Origin of the sequence: Streptomyces sp. AcH 505, from assembly GCF_000818175.1 — a bacterium.
Lineage (GTDB): Bacteria > Actinomycetota > Actinomycetes > Streptomycetales > Streptomycetaceae > Streptomyces.
Genome location: NZ_JTIY01000001.1, coordinates 4,447,109 through 4,451,003, shown reverse-complemented (window position 1 = coordinate 4,451,003; position 3,895 = coordinate 4,447,109). Strand labels below are relative to the sequence as shown.

Sequence of the window (3,895 nt, the reverse complement as noted above, 5' to 3'; positions counted from 1 at the left end):
GTCGTACGGCGCCCGGGGTGGGTGTAGTCGACGGCGCCGCCCGCCGTCCTCGGCTGCGGTACGGCCCTGTCGCGTACGGCGCGCGCGCCGTCCCGCTCCGGGGTGTGCGGGGACTGTGCGGGCGGCGGGGACTGCGGGGTGTTCGGGACCTGCGGCGGCTCGGGGGCCCGCGGTGCCTGCACGGCGTCCGCGAGATGCAGCGCCACCGCGTCGTGGACGGTGGCGGCGAAGACGGCGGGCTGCGGCAGTCCCTGGTCGCCGAAGAGTTCGGCGAGGCCGCCGTCGTACCCCTGGCCGACGGCTCTGACCTTCCAGGCGCCCTGTCTGCGGTAGAGCTCCAGCGCGACGACGGCCGATTCGGTGTCGAGCCCGGTGAGGGTGAAGCTGGCCACTTCCGTGCCGTCGGTGGCGGTGACGGCGGCGTAGGGGGCGGCGGTCGAGCCGAAGTGCGCGGGGCCGCCCACACCTCGGGGCAGGGCGAGCAGGACATGCACCAGATGCGCCCGCTCGGGCACGGCCTCCAGATCGACGTGGAAACGCAGTCCGGCCGCCGCCTGGCGGGACACCTCTATGCCGGGGAGGGTGGGCGAGCCGGGGTGGGCGATCCACTCCGTGCCGAGCACGGTGCCCTTCGCGTCGCCCAGCGTGGCGCAGGCCAGCAGCGGCGTGCCGGCCGTCACCCGGATCTCCAGCCGGGTGTGCGGCAGGGGGTGATTCTGCCCCCGGACCAGCTCCGCCGTCATCGGCTTGTCCCCTCGTCGGTCGTACGTCGTCCGGTGGTGCTGAGTGGTGTGACACGGGTGCAGCTCCCGGCGGCCTGGCCGCCGGGAGCTGCGCTCACGGTGAGTCTCGCGGTTACGGCGCCGTCGCCGGCGCCCCCGTCACAGATGCGGCAGGATCGCCGGCATCAGGTCCTGGAACGTACGGCCGTTGGCGGGGTTGCCGAGGGCGGTCATCTGCCAGCCGGTCCCTGAGCGGTGCACCTTCGCCATGATCTGCGCGGTGTACTGGCCGCCGCCGTCGAGGGTGTAGCGGGCCAGCTCCTGGCCGTTGGTCTCGTCGACGATCCGGCAGAACGCGTTCTGCACTTCCTGGAACGTCTGACCGGTGAAGGAGTTGACCGTGAAGACGATCTGGTCGATATGGACCGGCACCCGCTGGAGGTCGACCAGGATCGCCTCGTCGTCCCCGCCCTGCCCCGCGCCGCCGACGAGGTTGTCCCCGGTGTGCTTCACCGAGCCGTCGTCGCTGACGAGGTGGCGGAAGAAGACCACGTCGACCGGCTGCTTGTCGGCGAACAGCACCGCGGAGGCGTCCAGGTCGATCTCGCGGGTGCGGGAGCCGAACAGCCCCCGGCGCGGGGCGGCCTGCCAGCCGAGCCCCATCCGCACGGCGGTCAGTGTGCCGCCGCCCCTCTTCTCCAGGCTGATGGCCTGTCCCTTGGTCAGATTGACCCCAGGGCCCCCGGGCGCACTGCCCTTGGATGCATCCACCACGCGCTGTCCCCTTCTCGAATGGTCCCCCGCAACCGTCCGTGTGCGGTTGCGCAGCACCCTACGCAGTCGTCCCTGAGCGGCAGCAGGCTCGGGCCGGTTTTGTGTCGGTGTTGCAACACACCGACGGCACCGGCGTCAGGCCAGCCCCGCCTCCCTCATCTGCCGCAACTCCTTCTTCAGCTCGCCCACTTCGTCGCGCAGCCGGGCGGCCACCTCGAACTGCAGCTCGGCGGCGGCGGCCCGCATCCGGTCCGTCATCTCCTCGATGATCCCGGCCAGTTCGGCGGCGGGCCGGTCGGTGAGCACGGCGGCGCTCGCCGCGCCCTTGCCGCCCTTGGGCGTGTGCGCCGTGAGCGAGGGGACGGGGGTCTTGGCCGGCTTGCCGTTCTTCGCCTGCCGGTAGCCCGTGCCGAGCAGTGCCTCGGTGTCGATCTCCTCGCGCGCGATGGTCGCGACGATGTCGTTGATCTTCTTGCGCAGCGGCTGCGGGTCGAGGCCGCGCTCGGTGTTGTAGGCGACCTGCTTCTCCCGGCGCCGGTTCGTCTCGTCGATGGCCTGCGCCATCGCCGGGGTGACCTGGTCCGCGTACATGTGGACCTGGCCCGACACGTTACGGGCGGCGCGGCCGATGGTCTGGATGAGCGAGGTGCCGGAGCGCAGGAAGCCCTGCTTGTCGGCGTCCAGGATGGCCACCAGCGACACCTCGGGCAGGTCGAGGCCCTCCCGCAGGAGGTTGATGCCGACCAGTACGTCGTACTCACCGGAGCGCAGCTCGCGCAGCAGCTCGATACGGCGCAGCGTGTCGACGTCGCTGTGCAGGTACCGGACCTGGATGCCCAGCTCCAGGAAGTAGTCGGTGAGGTCCTCCGCCATCTTCTTGGTGAGGGTGGTGACCAGGACCCGCTCGTCCTTCTCCGTGCGCTTGCGGATCTCGTGCACCAGGTCGTCGATCTGCCCTTCGGTGGGCTTGACGACGACCTCCGGGTCGATGAGCCCGGTGGGGCGGATGATCTGCTCGACGAAGCCGTCGCCACGGGACAGCTCGTACTTGCCGGGGGTGGCGGAGAGATAGACCGTCTGTCCGATGCGCTTCTGGAACTCCTCCCACTTCAGCGGGCGGTTGTCCAGCGCGGACGGCAGCCGGAAGCCGTGGTCGACGAGGGTCCGCTTCCGGGACGCGTCGCCCTCGTACATCGCGCCGATCTGCGGCACCGTGACATGCGACTCGTCGATGACCAGCAGGAAGTCCTCGGGGAAGTAGTCGAGGAGGGTGTTGGGCGCCGTGCCGGGGTCGCGGCCGTCGAAGTGCATCGAATAGTTCTCGATGCCGGAGCAGGAGCCGATCTGGCGCATCATCTCGATGTCGTACGTCGTGCGCATCCGCAGCCGCTGGGACTCCAGCAGCTTGCCCTGCTTGTCGAGCTCCGCGAGGCGGATCTCCAGCTCGCGCTCGATGTCGTTGACCGCGCGCTCCATGCGCTCGGGGCCCGCCACGTAGTGGCTGGCGGGGAAGACGTACAGCTCGCGGTCCTCGCTGATGACTTCGCCGGTCAGCGGGTGGAGGGTGGTCAGCGCCTCGATCTCGTCGCCGAACATCTCGATCCGGACGGCCAGCTCCTCGTAGACCGGGAAGATCTCGATGGTGTCGCCGCGGACCCGGAAGGTGCCCCGGGTGAACGAGACGTCGTTGCGCGTGTACTGCATCTCCACGAAGCGGTGCAGCAGCTCGTCCCTGTCGACCTCGGCGCCGACCTTCAGCGACACCATCCGGTCCACGTACTCCTGCGGCGTACCGAGGCCGTAGATGCACGAGACGGAGGCGACCACGACCACGTCGCGCCGGGTGAGCAGCGAATTCGTCGCGGAATGGCGCAGCCGCTCGACCTCCTCGTTGATGGAGGAGTCCTTCTCGATGTACGTGTCCGACTGCGGCACGTACGCCTCGGGCTGGTAGTAGTCGTAGTACGAGACGAAGTACTCGACGGCGTTGTTGGGCAGCAGCTCGCGGAATTCGTTCGCCAGCTGGGCGGCAAGGGTCTTGTTCGGCGCCATCACCAGGGTGGGACGCTGAAGCTTCTCGATCATCCAGGCCGTCGTCGCCGACTTGCCCGTGCCGGTCGCGCCGAGCAGGACGACATCCTTCTCCCCGGCGCGGACGCGCCGCTCCAGGTCGGCGATCGCGGTCGGCTGGTCACCGCTGGGCTGGTAGGAACTGACGACCTCGAAAGGCGCCACCGTACGTTCGATGTGGGAAACGGGCCGCATGGATCCACCGTACGACCCCGCACTGACAGTCGGGCGGCGAGCGGCGGTCGATCATGGCCGGCGCACCTCGGCGGGATCACCACGGGATCACCATTCGTGCAGGTCGGAGCCGCCATGAGGGCCCCGTCCCGCCG

Annotated in this window: 3 protein-coding genes; all 3 read right to left on the bottom strand. The window is 69.8% G+C overall.

Annotation, left to right across the window (positions count from 1 at the left end):
• Positions 1 to 743 (bottom strand): TerD family protein (locus HY68_RS45325; protein WP_041990893.1); only part of this gene is annotated, 743 nt, incomplete at its 3' end.
• A gap of 138 nt (positions 744 to 881) precedes the next feature.
• Positions 882 to 1,448, bottom strand: a complete 567-nt coding sequence (locus HY68_RS20335; protein WP_041996669.1) for a TerD family protein — start codon at positions 1,446 to 1,448, stop codon at positions 882 to 884.
• A 183-nt stretch (positions 1,449 to 1,631) separates the two neighbouring features.
• The gene (uvrB, locus tag HY68_RS20330; RefSeq protein WP_041990891.1) at positions 1,632 to 3,761 is read right to left on the bottom strand and encodes an excinuclease ABC subunit UvrB; all 2,130 of its coding nucleotides are present in this window, start codon (positions 3,759 to 3,761) and stop codon (positions 1,632 to 1,634) included.
• Positions 3,762 to 3,895 lie beyond the last annotated feature (134 nt).